The organism is Spongiimicrobium salis (genome assembly GCF_043678055.1).
Classification (GTDB): Bacteria; Bacteroidota; Bacteroidia; order Flavobacteriales; family Flavobacteriaceae; genus Spongiimicrobium; species Spongiimicrobium salis.
In genome coordinates this window covers 1571058-1589946 of the sequence record NZ_JBHEQA010000001.1, presented here as the reverse complement: position 1 = coordinate 1589946, position 18889 = coordinate 1571058, and the positions used below count along the sequence as shown (strand labels likewise).

Annotated in this window: 16 protein-coding genes and 4 tRNA genes; 12 read left to right on the top strand and 8 right to left on the bottom strand. The window is 38.5% G+C overall.

The genetic code is table 11. The features are described from left to right. Window positions 1-87: 87 nt before the first annotated feature. The 5 genes from ACEXOE_RS07100 to ACEXOE_RS07080 all read left to right on the top strand — a co-directional run bounded on the left by ACEXOE_RS07100 (window position 88) and on the right by ACEXOE_RS07080 (window position 3427). Window positions 88-160: transfer RNA gene (locus ACEXOE_RS07100), tRNA-Asp, on the top strand. A 150-nt stretch (window positions 161-310) separates the two neighbouring features. Beyond that, a tRNA-Tyr gene (locus ACEXOE_RS07095) sits at window positions 311-392 on the top strand. Window positions 393-559: 167 nt separating this feature from the next. Next, window positions 560-623: transfer RNA gene (locus ACEXOE_RS07090), tRNA-OTHER, on the top strand. A 573-nt stretch (window positions 624-1196) separates the two neighbouring features. Beyond that, window positions 1197-2318 (top strand): slipin family protein, encoded by a 1122-nt coding sequence (locus ACEXOE_RS07085; RefSeq protein WP_394748042.1) that lies wholly within the window; start codon window positions 1197-1199, stop codon window positions 2316-2318. A 341-nt stretch (window positions 2319-2659) separates the two neighbouring features. Then, entirely contained in the window at window positions 2660-3427 is a 768-nt protein-coding gene (locus ACEXOE_RS07080; protein WP_394748041.1) for a LysM peptidoglycan-binding domain-containing protein, read from the top strand. Window positions 3428-3756: 329 nt separating this feature from the next. Here the strand turns inward: ACEXOE_RS07080 and ACEXOE_RS07075 are convergent, their stop codons facing one another. Then, entirely contained in the window at window positions 3757-4512 is a 756-nt protein-coding gene (locus ACEXOE_RS07075; RefSeq protein ID WP_394748040.1) for a sulfite exporter TauE/SafE family protein, read from the bottom strand. A gap of 75 nt (window positions 4513-4587) precedes the next feature. Between ACEXOE_RS07075 and ACEXOE_RS07070 the strand changes: the two genes are divergently transcribed. Genes ACEXOE_RS07070 through ACEXOE_RS07060 form a run of 3 tightly spaced genes read left to right on the top strand, consistent with a single transcriptional unit; the run spans window position 4588 to window position 9568 of the window. Continuing rightward, window positions 4588-6420: a sodium:solute symporter family protein gene (locus ACEXOE_RS07070; protein ID WP_394748039.1), complete on the top strand. Its 1833-nt coding sequence runs from the start codon at window positions 4588-4590 to the stop codon at window positions 6418-6420. An 8-nt stretch (window positions 6421-6428) separates the two neighbouring features. Then, window positions 6429-7517, top strand: a complete 1089-nt coding sequence (locus tag ACEXOE_RS07065) for an acyltransferase family protein (protein ID WP_394748038.1) — start codon at window positions 6429-6431, stop codon at window positions 7515-7517. A gap of 14 nt (window positions 7518-7531) precedes the next feature. Next, window positions 7532-9568 (top strand): six-hairpin glycosidase-like protein, encoded by a 2037-nt coding sequence (locus ACEXOE_RS07060; protein ID WP_394748037.1) that lies wholly within the window; start codon window positions 7532-7534, stop codon window positions 9566-9568. Here the strand turns inward: ACEXOE_RS07060 and ACEXOE_RS07055 are convergent. Continuing rightward, on the bottom strand, window positions 9565-10845 hold the full coding sequence (locus tag ACEXOE_RS07055) for a POTRA domain-containing protein (protein WP_394748036.1): 1281 nt from the start codon (window positions 10843-10845) through the stop codon (window positions 9565-9567). The two genes, ACEXOE_RS07060 and ACEXOE_RS07055, sit on opposite strands and share 4 nt — an antisense overlap. 263 nt (window positions 10846-11108) lie before the next feature. Between ACEXOE_RS07055 and ACEXOE_RS07050 the strand changes: the two genes are divergently transcribed. Beyond that, window positions 11109-11615: a hypothetical protein gene (locus ACEXOE_RS07050; protein WP_394748035.1), complete on the top strand. Its 507-nt coding sequence runs from the start codon at window positions 11109-11111 to the stop codon at window positions 11613-11615. Window positions 11616-11620: 5 nt separating this feature from the next. Here the strand turns inward: ACEXOE_RS07050 and ACEXOE_RS07045 are convergent, their stop codons facing one another. Then, entirely contained in the window at window positions 11621-12061 is a 441-nt protein-coding gene (locus tag ACEXOE_RS07045; protein ID WP_394748034.1) for a GNAT family N-acetyltransferase, read from the bottom strand. Between the two features lie 37 nt (window positions 12062-12098). Next, complete coding sequence (locus ACEXOE_RS07040) at window positions 12099-12530, bottom strand: RpiB/LacA/LacB family sugar-phosphate isomerase (RefSeq protein WP_394748033.1); 432 nt, start codon at window positions 12528-12530, stop codon at window positions 12099-12101. 615 nt (window positions 12531-13145) lie between these two features. On the opposite strand from ACEXOE_RS07040, the gene rnr reads away from it, so the two are divergent. From rnr to ACEXOE_RS07025, 3 genes are all read left to right on the top strand, one after another. Then, window positions 13146-15332, top strand: a complete 2187-nt coding sequence (gene rnr / locus ACEXOE_RS07035) for a ribonuclease R (protein ID WP_394748032.1) — start codon at window positions 13146-13148, stop codon at window positions 15330-15332. A gap of 110 nt (window positions 15333-15442) precedes the next feature. Further along, on the top strand, window positions 15443-16126 hold the full coding sequence (locus ACEXOE_RS07030; RefSeq protein ID WP_394748031.1) for a head GIN domain-containing protein: 684 nt from the start codon (window positions 15443-15445) through the stop codon (window positions 16124-16126). 9 nt (window positions 16127-16135) lie between these two features. Further along, the gene (locus tag ACEXOE_RS07025) at window positions 16136-16795 is read left to right on the top strand and encodes a LysE family translocator (RefSeq protein ID WP_394748030.1); all 660 of its coding nucleotides are present in this window, start codon (window positions 16136-16138) and stop codon (window positions 16793-16795) included. A gap of 125 nt (window positions 16796-16920) precedes the next feature. Here ACEXOE_RS07025 and ACEXOE_RS07020 read toward each other — a convergent pair whose 3' ends face one another. From ACEXOE_RS07020 to folB, 4 genes are all read right to left on the bottom strand, one after another. Next, window positions 16921-17547 carry a hypothetical protein gene (locus ACEXOE_RS07020; protein ID WP_394748029.1) on the bottom strand — a complete coding sequence of 209 codons (627 nt, stop codon included), beginning with the start codon at window positions 17545-17547 and terminating at the stop codon, window positions 16921-16923. Then, window positions 17544-18263 carry a phytanoyl-CoA dioxygenase family protein gene (locus ACEXOE_RS07015; protein ID WP_394748028.1) on the bottom strand — a complete coding sequence of 240 codons (720 nt, stop codon included), beginning with the start codon at window positions 18261-18263 and terminating at the stop codon, window positions 17544-17546. The genes ACEXOE_RS07020 and ACEXOE_RS07015 overlap by 4 nt, the downstream gene beginning before the upstream one ends. A gap of 130 nt (window positions 18264-18393) precedes the next feature. After that, a tRNA-Cys gene (locus ACEXOE_RS07010) sits at window positions 18394-18464 on the bottom strand. Between the two features lie 49 nt (window positions 18465-18513). Further along, the gene (folB, locus tag ACEXOE_RS07005) at window positions 18514-18873 is read right to left on the bottom strand and encodes a dihydroneopterin aldolase (RefSeq protein WP_394748027.1); all 360 of its coding nucleotides are present in this window, start codon (window positions 18871-18873) and stop codon (window positions 18514-18516) included. Window positions 18874-18889 lie beyond the last annotated feature (16 nt).

Sequence of the window (18889 nt, the reverse complement as noted above, 5' to 3'; positions counted from 1 at the left end):
ATCTCATGCCTTGATAGGAACTATTGATCAAGCGTTGTAAGCATCTCCCCAAAGAGATGCTTTTTTTATGTTCAAAAGCTGTCTTAAAGTATCGTAGTTCAAAGGCTAGAGCACCCGACTGTCTATCGGGAAGGTACAGGTTCGAGTCCTGTCGATACTGCACAAAGTGCTGCGCATAATGTTTGCGTAGTTGTGTTTCAATTTTGAAACAGATTAAAAAATTGATGGAATCATTTTAGTAGTTAGTTAGTAGTGCCCCATGGCAACGAGGCGTGTTGTGGGGCTTATGAAAAATGAATTCCATCGGTATGGAAGTATTGAGCAATTGGCCGGCTCTCCTGACGGTAACTCAGGTCTTTTTAAGCGTATAGGTTCGAATCCTATTACTTCCACATTGAGTGAGTCTTGTTCAGCGTTTCTGTATAGCGCTATTGTATTGGGCATTGCAACTTGTATGATGATCCAATGTGCAACTCGGCTTGAAGGTTTTGATGGTTTCTCCAAAAAACGATCGCCATACTATGGTCATGGGTTCGAATCCCATCTATCCCGTTAAAGGGATTGTAGTTCAGCTCGGATAGAACAATAGTAAGCAAGCACAGGTTCGAATCCTGTCAAAGTCACCCTTTTTGGACTTTGTAGCTCAGTAGGTTAGAGCACCACACTCATAATGTGGGATATGGACTAAAAATCCATTTTCAACAAGCAGATCTCTTGTAAAACGGATCCGAAAGCCCGCCCTGGCTTAATAGGGACAAAAAACAATGGGTTTGGTTCCGTTGGCTGTTTAAAGACAGCTAACAGGTATGAAAATACCTTGAAATAGGATCTTTTTGATGTGTACGGACTTTCCTTTTTGCTAAGGAGATCATTGGGTTAAACCCTCTGGCCTGCTTCAGTAGAAACGATATTCCTGAGCTCCCAAAAACACCGTATTTCCGTATTGGAAGACCGAGCCATTCCCCTTGTTTTGAATGAAAAAATAGCGTAAGGGATTGCGGCCTTGTGAAGCTCTTTCCTAAATGTTGTCTGAGGTGATGCCTCATCAACAGGAAGGAAAAGCGACGGCCAAAAGCCCGACCCCAAAGGGGGCACGCCCAAAATATACTTTAAAACCCTTTTGCGGAATTAAAGTGGACATGACCTCCGTTACAGGCATGTCATCCTAGATTGTTAAATTTTAAAATGCAAAAAAGATGAAAAGAGTACAACTAAAATTGAAACGTGTACGCATCAATGCAGGAAAAGTAGGTTTGGTGTTTAAAAGAGGGGATTACCAAAAGGTACTGACCTCAGGAACGCACTGGATAGGGTACAAACACTTTGTAATGGTCTATGACCTTACCAAACAATTTGTGGCGCCTATTGCTTTGGAGCTTTTGCTACAGGACAAAAACTTGGATGCCATGTTGCACGTTTTGGAAGTAAAGGACAATGAATTGCTTTTGGTCTCCGAAAACGGAAATTTAAAAAAAGTGTTGTCCGCCGGACGTTACGTATATTGGAAAACCTTGATCAACCTAGAGTTTTTGCGTATCTGCTTGGGTAAAATTTACATTACCGAACAATTCAACAAAGCCTTGTTCACACATCCCGAGCTGAGCCCTTACCTTAGGACTTTTGAGGTTGCCTCCTATGAAAAAGCAATGCTCTTCGTGGATGATGTATATACAAAAATCCTAGATGGGGGTACCTATCGCTTTTGGCGAAATGATACCTCCATTAAGATTGCCAGAGCAGATATGCGGCAGCTACAATTGGAAATTGCAGGACAAGAATTGTTGACCAAAGACAAGGCTGCAATACGAATCAATTTTTATACACAGTATAAGATCGTAGACATTGAAGCTTCTCTATTGGTGAACAAAGATTATGAAAAACAGCTTTATGTAGCCTTGCAATTGGCTTTGCGCAGCTATATTGGTCAATATAGTCTAGATGAACTTTTGGAACAAAAAGAACAAATTTCAAAAGCCGTTCTACAAAATATTGTCAACGCAGCGGAGGGCCTTGGGGTTGAGGTATTGCACTGCGGTATTCGCGATATAATCCTGACCGGAGAAATGAAAACTATTATGAACCAGGTTTTGGTAGCGCAGAAAAAAGCGCAAGCCAACAGTATTAGCCGACGAGAAGAGACCGCTGCCACCCGAAGTTTGCTGAATACAGCCAAACTTATGGAGGAAAACGAAATGCTCTTTAGGCTAAAGGAGATGGAATATGTAGAAAAAATTGCTGATAAAATTGGGGAAATCTCGGTTTCCGGAAATGGAAGCATGGTAACCCAATTAAAAGAGATTTTTTCGGTAAATACATAGCGAAATAGAAAACACCGCGATAGGCATCGCGGTGTTTTCACTTTGTTTTTATTGGAAATAAAATACTATTTAAAAAATAATAAAAATCTATTAAACAACTATTAATTAGAATATTATGATTAAATTAACTAAAATTATCTTATGATTTAAAATTTTATTATTTCGTCGAACATAACAAACAGCTGGTCGTATACAGGCAAAGAACTCAGTAAGTACCTATTGGTATTTTTTTGCTTTTTAGCCTCTAGTTTTTCACTAAAAATGCCCAAAAATCATGCATCTTTATATTTTTATTATCTTCAAAATAGATTATCTCTAGGTACTCTTTCTAAAACTAGCCTATGTTTCACCCATTCTATTCCGTATCATTTCGACATATAAAAACGCTGCCTTTACTCCTTTCATTGGTGTATCTGTCCTGTAAGGAAAAAGGGGGTGAAAAAAACACCAACCTTCAACAAGACATCTCAATTTCAAAGTCGCAAAGCACTTTACCAAAACCTGCCGCTGAATCGCTAGATAGCGTAATTTCATCGAATCCAGAGAAAATTCATGTTTTCCGATCTGGAGAAACCTTATGGAAGCTTGGAAAAAGCTACTATGGGAATCGACATTACGCTGCTTTAATGGCAAAATATAATGGTATTGAAGATGTGAATCGTATTCAAGACAGTACCATCCTCAAGGTTCCTTCCATAGGACGGCTAGTACAAAGTGATTCCCTGAAAGTCTATTCCTTGATTCCAGAGACCATTGATCAAATGTTACAAGCACGTACTTATTTTGTATCACATGAAAAGACTTTAAAGGAGATCAGGGACGGTAAAACCCATCAAGAATTGCTTGTATTGCCCGAAAAGACCAAAAAAGAACTGGACTTAGCCATTGCCGCAATCACCCAAGCCATAGAGGAGCTTAAAGCGTTTCCTGAAGATCCTCCCCTTAAAATGATAGGACAACTGCAAAGCCTTTCACAAAATTTAACCCGACTCTCCGAAGGAAAACATGACGGTGTTTATGCCTATGATTTGGATATGGTCCATCAACGTTGGATCAACGCCTTAAAAAATGGAATTGTTTGGGCAAAGCAAAGATCTTCGTTTTTATAGACGGCCTAAAAATCTTACTTTCTTCTATTTTTCTCTTGAAAAAAGGAAAATAGGCTTCTTTTCAATGGTTTTAGCGCAAACCTACGACTTGGTCGGTTTCTACAAATATCCTGTGGTTCTTTGCGCGCCTTCCTTCCTTTTTTTCAATGCTTTTCTCGATAAACGACCCCTTTTATCTTAGAAACATCTGTAAAAACCATCCTTACAAACCGTGGAGTCGGTTTTCCTATGCCTAAAGCCACAGTCCTGATTTCTTTTTCAACAAATAGCTCTGGATATACGGTGTGATAATCCAGACCAAACTACCTTTGGTCATCATGGAAAACACTTTATTTAAAAAAGAGCATTAATGCGCCCAATGCCGTCAAAACCAGAATCATTTTGCGATAAAACCCTTCCTGTATTTTCTTTACCATTTGCGTTCCTACCAACAACCCAAAAACTACGGCCAGAATTAATTTTAAATCTATGAGCAAGCTTTCCAATGTTATGGTTTCCCACACATAGGCATGAAAGGGCAATTTAAATAGGTTAATAAAAAGGAAGAGCCAAGCTGCCGTTCCAATAAATTCGTTTTTAGGCAATCGCATGGCTAAAAAGAAAATGCTGGAAACCGGACCGGCCAAATTTCCTATCATGGTCGTAATCCCAGCCATAATTCCCATAAAAGAGGCAAAAAACCAATGTGTGGGCACTGTTTTGGATTTTTTTCGATCCCACCAGAACATGAGCAATACACTGCCCAGGATAATGGTGGCCATAACCAATTTAAACCAGTATTCCGGAAGATCCTTTCCAACAAATACCCCGATGAGTACCCCTAACATCATCCAAGGCAGAAAACGAACAATGTATTTCCACTGTGTGTGCCTATTGTAGTAACTCACTGCGTAAATATCTCCAGCAATAAGCAAGGGCATCATGATTCCTGTAGATTCCTTTGCCCCAAAAGCCAAAGCCATCAAGGTTACAATAACGATGCCTATCCCTTTAATTCCCGATTTGGAAATCCCCATGATGAATGCAGCCGCAAAAGCAAAAAACCATGACGTAACAGAAATATCCGGAACAGCAAACAATAGCATGTATAGGCTTTAAATGTAGATGGACAAAGGTATTCCAAAAAAACAATATCTTTATGACATAACCAATTTCTCCCTATGGAACTCAGTACACTAGATTACAGCCTCATCATTGGCTTTTTTACCATAGTACTTATCATTGGCGTAGTTGTCTCCAAAAAATCCGGAAAAAATACTTCAGAATACTTTTTATCTGGTCGCAATATGCCTTGGTGGCTCTTAGGTTTTTCTATGGTCGCCACTACCTTTTCCACCGATACGCCCAATTTAGTGACGGACATTGTGCGAAACAATGGTGTTTCGGGAAACTGGGTCTGGTGGGCCTTTCTGTTAACGGGACTTTTAACGGTCTTTGTCTATGCTAAGTTATGGCGCAAATCCAATGTAAATACGGATATGGAATTTTATGAGTTGCGCTATGGAGGTAAAGCTGCCACATTTTTACGTTGGTTCCGTGCAGCATATCTGGGTATTGTTTTTAACATTATGGCCATGTCTGCAGTAACTTTGGCCGCCATTAAAATAGGACAGGTCATGTTGGGCTTAACCCCATTAGAGACCGTTATCATTGCAGGCTCCATAACAATGATATTTAGTGCCATTGGAGGTTTTAGAGGTGTAATCTATACCGACTTTGTACTCTTTTTTGTTGCTATTGTTGGCGCCATAGGTGCCGCCTACTATTTGGTAAATATTCCAGAGGTTGGTGGTGTCTCTAGTTTAATATCGCACGAAAACGTACAAGATAAGCTCTCTATTTTACCTGATTTCTCGGATACTGAAGCCCTAATCGGAATTCTCATTATTCCGTTGGCCGTACAATGGTGGAGTGCATGGTATCCCGGGGCCGAACCTGGGGGTGGCGGCTATATTGCACAGCGTATGTTGGCCGCTAAAAATGAAAACCATGCCATTGGCGCCACTTTCTTTTTTAATATTATGCATTATGCGTTACGGCCTTGGCCATGGATTCTTGTTGCTTTGGCCTCCTTGGTGGTTTATCCCGACATTGCCAGTATACAGGAAGCTTTTCCCAATATTGAAGAAAGTAAACTAGGGCAGGATCTTGCCTATTCCGCTATGCTCACCCGTTTGCCCAGTGGTCTTTTGGGTATTGTGTTGGCTTCTTTGGGCGCAGCCTATATGTCCACCATTTCCACACACCTCAACTGGGGTTCTTCGTATGTGGTGAACGACATCTACAGGCAACAAATTGATAAAAATGCCAGTGAAAAAACTTTGGTCAATGTAGGAAGGCTTACTACGGTAATCCTTATGGTGGCCAGTGCGGCCTTCGCTTTGTTTCTTACCAATGCGCTGCAATTATTTGATATCATCCTGATGTTTGGTGCCGGAACAGGCCTTATTTTTATTTTACGCTGGTTCTGGTGGCGCATCAATGCCTGGAGCGAAATCTCTGCAATGATTTCTTCTGGAATAATATCCATCTTATTTACCTTCACTAGTTTGGGGGATTTTCTATTTGATCATACAGACGATGCCGGAAATGCGGTTGAAGGTGTTTTTGATGCCTGGGCAAAATTTCCATTGATCGTGTTGATTACTTCCATCATCTGGTTGGCTGTTACCTTTCTGACACAGGCAGAAAAGCAGGAAACCCTTTGTCGTTTTTATCAACAAACACAGCCTGGGGGCCCTGGTTGGAAGAAAATTGTGGTTCAAGCCGAAGCAGACGGCATTTCATTGGAAGAAAACAAAGAGAAATGGTCTGTTCCCTCAGGAATCTTGGCCATGATTTTAGGATGTATTCTGGTCTATGGTTGCATGTTCGCTACGGGGAATTGGATCTATGGAAATTACCCTCTGGCCATTGGGCTTACTGTTATGGTACTATTGTCCGGGTTTTTATTGACACGGGTTTGGCATAAAATGAAAGATACGATCTTATAATAGCACTTATGAAAAATAGAGTTGTTTCCGTAGATATTTTTAGGGGCCTTACCATTGTACTCATGATATTGGTAAACACGCCAGGGACCTGGTCCAACGTATATGCACCGCTTTTACATGCCCAATGGCATGGGTATACACCTACGGATCTGGTGTTTCCTTTTTTTATGTTCATTGTTGGGATTTCCATTGTCTTTTCTTATCACGGCAAAACACCAAATTCCGCTACCTATCGTAAAATTGGTGTACGTACCTTAAAACTCATAGGTCTCGGCATTTTTTTGGGTGCGTTTACGATAGCTTTTCCTTTTTTTAAGGATTTTGAGGCTATTCGTTTTCCCGGGGTGTTGCAGCGCATTGCCATAGGTTTCTTCTTTGCTTCCCTATTGTTTCTTCATTTTAATTGGAAAGCATTAGTTTTTATTTGTATTGCCATCTTATTGGGGTATTGGATCTGGATGGGGTATATTCCTTTAAACGGAATTGAACCTACCTATGATAGAGCACCAAACAATTGGGCCAATTATATTGACCTAAAGGTATTTGGAACCCACTTGTACAAAGCAGACTATGATCCCGAAGGATTATTGAGCAGTTTGCCTTCCGTAGCTTCTTCTTTATTGGGCATTTTTACTGGACTTCTTTTGGTTTCCAAAAGACAGAAAAAAGAAGTAATTATGGCCCTTGGAGGTATTGTACTGATTCTTGTGGGCCATCTTTGGGATATTGTTTTTCCCATCAATAAAGCCTTATGGACCAGTAGTTTTGTTTTGGTCACCGCAGGTTGGGCCAATCTGATATTGGCACTAATCTATTTTCTTACAGATGTTAAGGGAATTCATTTTGGCAAGTTGTTCCGCTATGCAGGGGCCAATGCCATTATCTTGTATTTTCTTTCCAGTTTTATTTCAAAAGTCCTGTATTCCGTTAAAATAGATGAAGACAGTTCCGTACATTCTTGGCTATTTGATACCCTGTATGTGCATGACTTTTTATCCCTGGAATTTTCCTCTTTCCTATATGGAATGAGTGTAGTGGGCTTTTATATACTCCTGGCCTATATTTTATATCAAAGAAAGATTTTTATTAAGGTATAATTAGCCCTCGTTCAATGTCAAGATTTTACACGTATCGAATCCTTTTCTTTTTGGTTACCATGGGTCCTCTGGGACAACTATTAGCACAGGAAAATCGATGGCATATTGCTTCTAAAACAGCCATCTCATGGGATATTTCAGAAAAAAAGAATTTACCCCATACGGACAATATTGAAATGTCTGGGAAACGAGTGGCCGCTATTGTTCATTATGCTGTAGATAGTCTTGGAACACTGGCTGTAGAACGCGAAGTGTTTTTTCCGCAACTCCATCCCTATATAAAGGAAAGCGACCCCAATTGGTTCATCTATAGGGCTTATTTTAAAAAGAAGTTTTCCGATGATATTTTACCCAAAGCGTTCATTGCTGGGAAACAATTTGTTCCCGGTCCTTTAAAAAAAACAACGATAAATGGGGTGCTTCATTTTGAACATGCACCTTCGACTTCCGGAATAGTATTGGAACGAAAATTACTCCCTTCCCCTTCTAAACGCCTTTTTTTGGAAGAGCACACCCTTAGGAATACCTCTTCGGCAGACATCAATATCACTGGGACAAACCAACTTGTGAAACATGAAGATCGTGGCGCGGATGGAACTTATACCATGATTGTACACACCGATCTTCCGGAAAGCACGGTATTACGGTCTGGGCATTCCATGACCTATACGATCAAAATCATGGCACATGCTGAAAAGGAGGGTTTACCTCAACAGAACTCACAAGAAATACAGGCCGAAAGAAATGCATTTCTTGAGCAAATGTCCAGTGCTCTTATTTTAGAGACCCCGAATCCTGTTCTAAACACCCTCTTTGAATTTTCAAAAATAAGGGCTTCCGAAAGCATTTTTGAATCCAAACTAGGTTTGATACACTCTCCGGGAGGAGGACGATATTATGTGGGAATATGGGCCAACGATCAAGCGGAATACGTTGGCCCCTTTTTTCCTTATCTTGGGTATCATGAAGGTAATCTTTCCGCCCTTAATGCCTATAGGGCCTTTGCTAAAGAAATAAACCCTGAGTACCAAAACATTCGATATGCCTTTGAAATTGAAGGTTTGGTCCCCCCATTTTCATTGGATCGGGGCGATGCAGCAATGATTGCCTATGGCGCAAGCCAGTATGCTTTGGCTTTGGGTGATTCTAAAATTGCCCAAGAACTGTGGCCCTTAATTTCATGGTGTTTGGAATATTGTAAAAGACAATTAAATACCGCTGGTGTTGTACAATCTGCTTCGGATGAAATGGAAGGGCGTATTGCAACAGGAAACGCCAATTTATCAACCTCTGCCCTCTATTATGGTGCATTGAGACATGCAGCAGATCTTAGCAAATCCCTAAAATTACCTCCTCAAATATCCCGAAGCTATACTTCCGAAGCCAATGCACTGGCCAAAGCGATTGAAGATTATTTTGGGTCTACCGTAGAAGGTTTGGAAACCTATCGTTATTACGAAGGCCACCAGCATCTTCGACATTGGATTTGTTTGCCTTTGGTGGTGGGTCTCCATGACCGAAAAGAGGCTACGGTTACCGCATTGTTCGATCGTCTTTGGACTGAAAATGGGGTGCATGTGGAAAAAAACAGTGAAAATGAAGCCATCTCCAAGATTTTCTGGGATCGCGGAACACTTTATGCTTTGCGGGGTACCTTTTTATCGGGTGCAACGGATACTTCCCTGGAAAAATTAATCCAATTTTCCGAAGCACGATTGCTAGGAGAACATGTTCCTTATGTGGTAGAAGCGTTTCCGGAAGGAAATATGGCCCATTTATCTGCAGAAAGCGGTTTGTACTGTCGGGTATTTATTGAAGGACTTTTTGGGATACACCCCACAGGATTCAACAGCTTTGATTGTATCCCGAGATTGCCAAACGGATGGGACGAAATGGCCTTGAGAAATATCAAAGCTTTTGGAAAAGTTTTTGATCTAGAGGTGCAACGCAAGGGTAAAAAAACCCAGATTAAGGTAATTGATTCTAAAACCAAACAAATATTGGGGCGAAAGACCACAGCGCTTAAGCAAGCGGTCTCCTTTCAATTTTAAAAATATTGTCCAATACCAAATACGATACCATTGGTTGAATTCTCTGAAACTCCAAAACCGTAATCGAGTCGAAAAACGGCGTTAAATATTTTTTTATGGATAAAACGCACCCCAACACCAGGGTATAATCTTGTTGTATTCAAACTAAACAAATCCGAAAAATTTTCTCCTGGATTTCTCCAAGTCCCTGCATCTACAAAGGCATTTCCTTGTAAAACAAACCAACCTTTTTCATATAAGGTATGTCTGTATTCCGTATTCAATACAATTGCTGCTGTTCCCCGATCAACCGTATTTCCAACTCCTCTAATATTCAACTGATTGTCCAAGGTAAATGGTGCAAATGGGGAGCCTTCGTTTCCAAAAGCCGCCGCCAAGCGTACCCTAGACGCCCAATTTCCACGTTCCTTTACCTTTTTATAGTAGATAAAATCATTTCTTAGGGATAAAAAGTCATTTAAAAATTCCTCGGCACGTTCCCCTCCATCCAAGAATTGAAAGTACTGTCCTGTAAACTCATTGGTGACACCATCAAAATACTGATAATCAATATCAATATCTACATAACGATATTGGGCTCTATAGGTAAATTTATCGGCCTGCAAATTAAAAGGCGCGCCTGGCACCGGGTCTTCTCCAATAAAATCATAACTCTCATCAATAAAACTTACCCCAAGTTCCGCTTCATTGTGGAAATCAAAAGAGAAGAGCAGGTTTCCTTCCAGTATCTTACTTTCAAAACGATAATCTTTATCTCCTTGATCAAAGAATACAGGTTCTTGTGTAGATCTGTTCTGATAACTGAAGCCTATACCTAATTTATCACTAAAAAGGAACGGATGTTCATAAAAAGCACCATAAGAATCAAATACATCCCTTTCATAAAACCCTCCAATAAGTTGATTGTTTCCTAAAAAGTTGAATTCAAATACAGAAAGACGAAATGCAAAATCCCCATTGTTGGCCTGAGAAATGCGCAATCCCGGAATGATGGTAAAGTTCTCTACAATATCATAAGTAAGGGCATAAGTGCCTTCTCCTTTTTCTTTTAGTTCAAAAGAAGCGCTGGCAATTCCAGGGAGTCTTTTTAAACGTTCAATATCCGTGGTGACTACAATGGAATCATAGGCTGCATTTAATTTTACCTTGACCAGTTTTCTTAAAAAAGACTCTTTGGTTCTTTTTAAGCCGGTAAAATTTAACTCGTCTACTTGTTTTTGTTGAGAAAAAAGCGAAACAGAAAACAAAAGAAATAAGAGTAAGGTAATTCTTTTCATAGTTAATGGAATTATAATAAGCTCTCCGGTATAAGACGTATTTAAAAGCCATTCCATACTTTTTTAACTGATTTTAGTAAAAATTAAGCCGAATCTATTCAGAATTAGCGGTTTAAACCCTAAACACGAATCTTGTTTTGTAGTTATCCGTCGTTTTTTCTTGAAGCATTTCGCCACTAGTTTCATATTTCAACCCTTTGATTCATACGATATTGGAGATTTAGGCGTTTTTAAAAGCACCAAATCAATTAGAATACCTACGCATGAAACCACAACTCTTTAACTATAAGGAGGACTTTTCCTTTGGCATTTTTATGCCAGCCCTAGCTTTTTTTAGCTTATCGATCTATAGCTACTTTTATCATAGCGGCATTGATTTTAAGAATCCCGAGGAATTAACATATCCTAATATGCCATATGTTCTAGGACTTATTGGTATTGGCTTTCTATTTTATGCCATTCAGCACTATCAAAAATTTGGTACCTCTAAAAGAAACATACAATTGATAGAACTTCAGGGAAACTCGTTTTCTTTTCCGGAAGGGGCATCCAAAGTCATGCATATATCCTATACGGAGGTTCATGATCTTCATATAAAGCCTCAAATGGATGAAGAGGAATCTGTAGTATTGCACATTGGAAATCACTCTAAAACCTATGAATTTCGCAGCACTAATTTTGATTCTCCCGCCGCTTATCAATTGTTTAAGGAAACGCTAATGTCCCATTGTTCCCATGTGGTTTCTATACCGGAATGTGCATGGTCCTAAATGTACTAGCGCACCATTTTTATGTGGGGAATATCATCTTCCAAATATCCCTCCCCTATTTCTGTAAAACCTAGATTGTTATAGAACTTGGTCAGGTATACCTGTGCAGATAAATGAATGGTTTTTGTCTTAAAGTATTCTTCTACTGCTTGTATTGAAGCCTTCATGATATCATAACCATAGCCATATTTTCGTTGGTCTTTGGCGACCACCACTCTTCCAATACTGGCTTCTTCAAAGTAATCCCCTGCTTCAAAAACTCTGGTATACGCTACGATTTTGTCTTCTTTAATACCAAAAACATGCAAGGCTTTTTGGTCTTTCCCATCAACATCCTGATAAGGACAATCCTGTTCAACCACAAAAACAGCTACACGCAATTGTAAAATGGCATAAAGTTCTTCCCTTGTTAATTCCGTAAAGGTCTTTACTTTAATTGTCATCATTGGTATTTAAATAGAAAAGAGCATCTTTTTATGAGGATTATTGACAAGGAATTTTTTCCACTCTTCTTTCGTGGCGCCCACCTTCAAAATCTGTTTCCAAAAAAGTCTTTACCATTTCCAAAGCTTGGGGAAGGGAAATAAAACGGGCGGGAAGACTTAAAATATTAGCATCATTATGTTCCCTGGCCAAAGAAACAATTTCTTTGGTCCAACACAAGGCCGATCGTACCTTTTGGTGTTTATTGGCCGTCATAGAAGCTCCATTTCCGCTACCACAGATAATAATTCCCCAATCAACAGCTCCAGTGGCTACATCTTTGGATACGGGATGTACAAAATCTGGATAATCCACACTATCGGTACCATCGGTACCATAATTGCTTACATCGATATTCATGGACTTTAAGAGTCCAACAATAGCAAGTTTATATTCTGTTCCTGCATGATCATTACCAATAGCTATTTTCATAATATGTACATATTGTTGATACCACAAAGGTACAAATACCTTAGCTTACACCACAAAAATCCTCCTGTTGACAACATATTATTTTATAGGAAAAGATTGCTTTGTTTATTTATTGTTAATTTCGCTTTATAAAGTTGTTAATAAACTACACATAAAAAATCAAGTTATAATTTTGATTTTACACTTTTAAAGTGCCTTATAAAAATTTTAATTCCGACTACATTTTTTTTCTTAGAGAATAGCAGCGAGATATTAAATCAACTTATTCAGTAATTAACATTTTTTTTACACTAAGTTGTCAATAAATTTATGTGAAATGGAGTTATCAATACTCGTTAATAAAAAAGGTAACCTACTGATTCTAAAAAAGAAGTCAATTGTATAACTTGTCAATAAAATACTATTGTTGTCATATGCAATATTTTTTCAAATAAGTTATATCAGCTATTAACACACTATAATAACCACCATTTTTATTTTTAAATTTTAAAAAAGAAAGCATATATCTATAATAGATGTTTATAACATGTATTGGATATCAAAAAATATAAGTTAAACAAAGAAGATCACAGGCTATGAATTATAATTTGTAATTTTCAAAAAATTAAAAGATTAATGTCGAGGAAAAAGACAAGAAGAGATCACAGAAAAAATGAGATAACCAAAGGAATTTTTACCGTATTAGAAAAAAAACCTAAAGAAAGTTTTAATTATAAACAGATTGCCGAAAAAATCGGGGTTACCGATGCTAATGAACGCAATCTTCTCATCAAAAGATTAGTACAACTCAAAGAAAAAAAGAGAATATTAGAAGTATCCAGGGGAAAATACAAAGCTATTTCCAGAACCAAAAGCTATCATCGAGGAACGGTAGATATTACGGGGAGAGGGAATGCCTATATTATTGTTGAAGGAATAGACGAAGATATCTTTGTGCCTTATAACAAATTAAAAAAGGCCTTTCACAAGGACATAGTGGAAGTGTATATTTTCCCAAGAAGGAAGGGCAAAAAATTAGAAGGAGAAATTACCAAGGTAGTAGAACGTTATAAAACTTCCTTTGTGGGTATAGTTGAAATGCAAAAGACCTATGCCTTTATCCGTCCCACAGATTTTAGAATGTATACCGATATTTTTGTACCCAAACAACATCTAAAAAATGCTGAGGATGGGGATAAAGTTATTGTGAATATGACCGAATGGCCCAATGATGCCGACTCTCCTTTTGGAGAAATCACTGAAGTACTTGGAAAACCAGGAGAACACGACACGGAGATCCACTCTATTTTGGCGGAATATGGATTACCCTATAATTTTCCTCCTGAAATAGAAGCATTTGCCAATAAACTGGACACTTCCATAAAGGCTGAAGAAATTGCCAAACGCCGGGATATGCGAGAAGTGCTTACTTTTACCATAGACCCAAAAGATGCCAAGGATTTTGATGATGCCCTCTCTTTTGAAGTGTTGGAAAATGGCAATTATGAGATAGGAATCCATATTGCTGATGTTTCCCATTACCTTCAACCCAATACCATTTTGGATGATGAAGCTTACGAAAGAGCCACATCGGTTTACTTGGTGGATCGGGTAGTTCCCATGTTGCCCGAGGTATTGTCCAATAATGCCTGTTCGCTTCGACCGAATGAAGAAAAATACACGTTTTCTGCCATTTTTGAGCTGGATAAGAATGCTGTGGTCAAAAACCAATGGTTTGGCCGTACCGCTATTGATTCCAATGAACGTTTTGCCTACGAAGAAGCACAACATATTATTGAAACAGGAGAGGCAACCATACCCAAGGAGGTTTCTATCCGAGAGGGAGCATATACTGTTTCGGATGCCGTCGTAAATGCGACCTTGACCTTGGATAAATTGGCCAAGATCATGCGGAAAAAACGCATGGGTGAAGGAGCTATTTCGTTTGATAAGGTGGAAGTGCGTTTTCATTTAAATGCTAAAAACGAGCCGGAAGGTGTGTATTTCAAAGAAGCAAAGGATGCCAATAAGCTCATTGAGGAATTCATGTTATTGGCCAATAGAAAAGTGGCAGAATTTATTGGAAAGCGTAAACCTGTTCAAACTTTTGTATATCGTATTCATGACGAACCCAATGAAGATAAATTAATGGCCTTGAACGGCATTATATCCAGGTTTGGACATAAGTTAGAGCTTAGGGACAGAAAGACCATTAGCAGCTCTCTAAACAAGCTGTTGAGGGATGTGAAAGGACAAAAGGAACAAAATATGGTAGATACGCTGGCCATACGCAGTATGAGTAAAGCTATCTATACCGTGGATAATATTGGTCATTACGGTTTGGCCTTTGATTATTACTCCCATTTTACTTCCCCTATACGTCGTTATCCAGACGTTATGGTACATCGTTTATTACAACACTATTTGGATGGAGGTAAATCGCCAAAGGCGGAGGTTTATGAAGAAAGATGCAAGCATACTTCGGATATGGAAAACCTGGCAGCCAATGCAGAACGGGATTCCATAAAGTATATGCAGATCAAATTTATGGAGGATCATAAGGATCAGGAATTTAAGGGCGTCATTTCTGGTGTGACCGAATGGGGCATTTATGTAGAAATTATTGAAAATAAATGTGAAGGAATGGTCCGCATTCGCGACATAAAAGATGATTACTACACCTATAATGAAAGTGAGTTCGCCATTATTGGGGAACGTACCAAGAATAGCTATCGTTTGGGTGATGAAGTCATTGTAATGGTGAAAAGTACAGATCTTGTAAAACGACATTTGGATTTTTCCTTATTGGGAAAATTTGAATAAAGTAGTACGATTTTGGCCTGAAAATTGTTACTTTATACTATAATTTACTCGATAATCGAGATTTCAATGCTTCGTGGGCACGCCCCGAGCTAGTTTACCTAAAAACGAATATGATGAAAAAGATCATTATTGGTGTTGTTTTACTTTTTGGGCTAAGTGCGGTTACAGCTCAGGAGGAAAAGATAACAAAGGAATTAGAGAAATTTACGAAAATAAAGGGTTTTGACGGTCTCTCTATTAATTTGATAAAATCCGATGTAAATAAGGCCGTGATCACGGGAGCAAATACAGGAAAAGTTGCCATTGTCAATAACAGGGGTGTATTAAAACTGCGCATGCAGATCAATAAGATTTTTAGCGGATACCGCACGTTTATAGATTTGTATTATACAGAGCCCATTGTAGTCATTGATGTGAATGAAGATGCCAGAATAAAGTCGGACGAACCTATAAAACAAGATGTTTTGGAATTAAAATCCCAAGAAGGAGGCGAATTGAACATCAATGCGGAAGTAGAACAATTGCTTATAAAATCGGTTACCGGTGGCGTAATAATAGCAACAGGCTCTGCAGATGTACAGGACATTAATATCAATACTGGAGGGGTGTATAAAGGCAAAGATTTGAAAACCAAATTTAGTACGATCAGTGTGAATGCTGGATCAAATGCCAGCATACATGCCACAGACTATGTAAAGGCAAGAGTGAAGGCCGGTGGGGAAGTAAAAGTTTATGGTAAACCAGATAAAGTGGACAAGAAGACGGTATTTGGTGGAAAAGTAACCATAATGTAATTCATTTCTATGATTGATGATATTCAGGCAGCGATACCTTTAGGCTTTTTGTTGAGCTTTATGGTCGGGCCTGTTTTTTTTGTGCTTTTGGAAACCAGTGCCATTAAAGGTTTTAGAGCCGCGCTCTGTTTTAATGTGGGTGTTATTATTGCAGATATTCTTTTCCTGATCATCGCCTATTTCAGTAGTTTTCAATTACTGGAAAATTTAAGCAATCAACCTGGTCTATTTGTATTTGGAGGTACCATTTTATTGGTGTATGGTATCATTACTTTCTTTAAAAAAGAGACTAAGGAAACTAAAGTAAAGGTCACTAAGGGAGATTATCTCAGTTTATTTGTAAAAGGCTTTCTTCTGAACTTTATTAATATTGGCGTGCTTATTTTTTGGTTGGGTATCATTATCGTTGTAGGGCCCAGTCTCAATAATGATGCAGATCGTATCCTCATCTTTTTTGCTACGATGCTTTCCGCATACTTCTTTACGGACATCCTTAAAATACTATTGGCAAAGCAATTGAAAAGAAAACTCACCCCCAAGCGAATTTATTTGGTCAAAAAAGGTTTGGGCGTGGTTTTGGTCATTTGTGGCTTGGTGCTTATTGTTAAAGGTTTTTTACCCAAGGATAAATTGAATATACAGGAAAAGATAGAGTTGATACGGGAATAGGTGCTCCCCTATTTTAAGCTAATGACTTATCTGGTTGATGCGAATTGAATTCCAAAATAGTCATGCCCGATCAGAGGCTAGAATCAGCGTTTTCATGGCTTTGCAATGATATCATAATACAACACTTATTTCTTTTTGCTTTTTGAACAGTCCCTATTGTACTGCCAAACCAGATCATTAAGGTTATTACCTTCATATCCAATAATTTTCAACTCTTCCAATACTCCTGGACAATCAGCAAAACAACGTTCTAAAATATCCATGATTTTTTCTGAATCATTGAGATCTATAGCAATTTCGGTATTGGCAATTTTGATATATTTTTCAATGGTCTTTTCTCTTTGAAAGCCAACATTAGGTCTTACAGAAATCCCATTATTATCGTAGCCGATCGCAGTTCCTTTTATTAGTGCCAATTTACTTGTATAATGCTGGAAGAGCGAAATATGACCAGTTTCCAAACGCTCCATAAGCAAAAATTTCTTCTTCTTTTTGGATCTTGTCTTGACCTGAACAAATTGAAATATTCGCTCATCCTGAGGTTCATGGAATATCACTTGTTTAAATTCTTCAGCTCCAAAAGAAAACACGACATTACTTTCTGGTAGTTTAAACAGTATCTTTTTTTTAGATTCAATATCACAGTGTCCTTCCGAAATTTCCCCATTGTTTAACGTAATGGAACAGGGGGAATTTTGAGCCAATAAACCGAAGTTTATAAAAAATAAGAATAAGAATAATCCTTTCTTCATGATGTTGTATTTAGTTTATGATATTCCAACCAATGTAATGGCTCATCTAATTTAAGCGTATTGAATTCCATATGAATTACCCGTCTTCTTTTTCCATTGGTGGTTTTATTGGAGGCATGGAAGGTCAATGGTTTCATTATTTGTACCCCTCCTTTTTTTAGTTCGCAATATTCCTTTTTTTCAAGGTCCAATGGTTCTCGGACTATCCCATTGTGATGTGATTTGGGGATTACTTTTAAAGCTCCATTGTTTTTGTCCGTATCATCTAAATGAACTCTTAGTGTAATGGTATTTTCCAAAATATGAAGCGGTGGTTGAACCCCGTATTGGCCTTGCTTAAAGGTCCAATTTTTATAATTTTCCACTTCAGTTCTTTGGTTCACGGAAATACTTAGATCCTGGTGATAGGCGACAAACCAATTGGATGTCCTTGGTTTGTCGAAATAGATGGCTTTGGTCAAAAAACATTCAGATTTGAAGAGTTCTGATAATAAGGATTTTAAGTTCTTGGTAAACAATAAAGCGGATAGATCAGGAATATTTTTGATCAACTGTCGAATAGCAAATACATCTTTGGTTTTACTAAAAGAATTTCCCTTTTCTTCTGTAGCTTCCAAGCAATTCAATATGTGGGTTACCTCTTCTTCTGTATAGAGATTATCCAGGGTGGTATAGCCATTCTGTTCCAATGCTGTTTTGGCTTTTGCGTATTCCATCTTGAATTTTTTCTTTTTTATGAAATGGATATTCGATGCTCTGGGTACCTTACGAAACTAGTGGTTTTTTTACAATTTGAGCCCAACCTTATAAAAACAAAAAACCTCCACGTTTAAGGTGAAGGTTTTGAGGCATCGAGCGGATTCGAACCGCTGTACAAGCTTTTGCAGAGCTGTGCCTAGCCACTCGGCCACGATGCCATTGAGAACTGCAAATGTAGTACTTTTTTTATGGTTGTAAAACGTAAAACTAGGATCTTTTTTGATGAAGTTCAATTGTAACCATCTTGACATCACCGCCAATGGGTGGATTGACTTTTGAAACAGAAACCTCTGCAGCCTGGACCATGGTAATTTCTTTGAAAATACGGTTGATAATACGTTGTGCCACCTGCTCTAATAATTTCGATCGTATGCCCATTTCTTCGGCTACTATGGCATTGATATGAACATAGTCCACGGTATCGGACAAATCATCGGATAGGGTGGACTTTGTAAGATCAGCATCCACACAAACCTGGACTAGATAATCGCTTCCTATTATTGCCTCTTCCTCCAAACACCCGTGGTAGGCATATACTTTGATATCGGTTACACGTATTTTTCCCAAAACGAAGAATTAAATT